This is a genomic window from Dysgonomonas sp. 521, assembly GCF_010501055.1.
In the GTDB taxonomy this organism is placed as follows: domain Bacteria; phylum Bacteroidota; class Bacteroidia; order Bacteroidales; family Dysgonomonadaceae; genus Dysgonomonas.
In genome coordinates, this window is record NZ_QVMO01000224.1 from 1 (window position 1) to 1,145 (window position 1,145).

Here is a 1,145-nt window from a genome sequence, read left to right on the forward strand (position 1 = left end):
AAAAAGCGGAGGAAGTTTAGACGCAGGGCAGCAATAGAACCGGTTAACGCACATCTCAAATCAGACTTCAGAATGCATGAAAATTATCTCTGTGGGGAGAGGTATGTCCAAATCAATGCTCTTCTAAGTGCCACAGCCTGGAATCTCAAGAAATGGATGAAGAATCTCATTTCTTGGCTATATAATAAATGCTGCCAACCAAATGCAAATAGTTTTCTACTGATGAAAATGCTGGCGAAATGAAAACTATTTGGAAACTTTTATATTCGTAAGGAGAGACTAATTATGTATCTGGATACAGAAAATGATAATATTAAACGTATCCGCATGCTCAATACGACACAAGTTGAGTTTGAAATGATAAGGTCGCTGGAACTTTCATATGGAGCAAAAAAGGATATATTGAAAATTGTCTATTCGGATAAAGTGTTATTGTTGACAAGCAAAGAACGAGAATTGATATACCGTCAGATGCAATATCCTAAATATTTCATCAACATAGAAGCTGACTGGAAATCTCCCTTATACCTAAATCAGGATAAGATTAAACTTGTTGATATAATGGAATTGGTTTGCGGGCTCTTTTATCTGACGGGTGGTATCTTTCATTCCAACCGCAAAGAATTGTTCCTTACCGATGTAGCACGTATATTTGAAAAGATGTTCAATATAAGTTTCGGGGATATCCACAAAAAAGAAGAAGCAGTAATAAAACGTAAGCCCACTAAAATCACCGAATTTTTAGACAGGATAAAAGATGCTATCACTCAAAAAAGTAAAGACGAGGGCTATAATTAATTTTGAAAAAATGAAAATAATGTAGATTGTATATCAGATAGATACAAATTATTTCAGGGGGAGTGGGTGTGCCAGTCCCCCTATTTTATTGCTTCGTTCTGCCGAATTTTGCTTCGTCAATGCATTGGACACAAGTAGTATTAATCTGTAAAACGAAGCAATATGTATATCAATAATGAAGATTTTGAAAAATGGATGACAAAGCTATCCAAGAAGTTGAACGATATAGGTCAAGACCTTAAATCGCTCATCAATAACAAAGATTATAGTTATGCGCCTTTCTTTTTTATGTCTAATTCAATAATTTATTGTACTTTAAATAATTCATCTAATAATATGGAGTTGTT

General features: G+C 34.1%; 1 protein-coding gene and 2 pseudogenes. All 3 read left to right on the forward strand.

Annotation, left to right across the window (positions count from 1 at the left end; all coding sequences use genetic code 11):
• Nucleotides 1-97 (forward strand): annotated as a pseudogene (locus D0T84_RS23425) (hypothetical protein); the annotation flags it as partial.
• 188 nt (nucleotides 98-285) lie between these two features.
• Nucleotides 286-798 carry an RteC domain-containing protein gene (locus tag D0T84_RS22285; protein ID WP_163310110.1) on the forward strand — a complete coding sequence of 171 codons (513 nt, stop codon included), beginning with the start codon at nucleotides 286-288 and terminating at the stop codon, nucleotides 796-798.
• A 162-nt stretch (nucleotides 799-960) separates the two neighbouring features.
• Nucleotides 961-1,145 (forward strand): annotated as a pseudogene (locus D0T84_RS23205) (hypothetical protein); the annotation flags it as partial.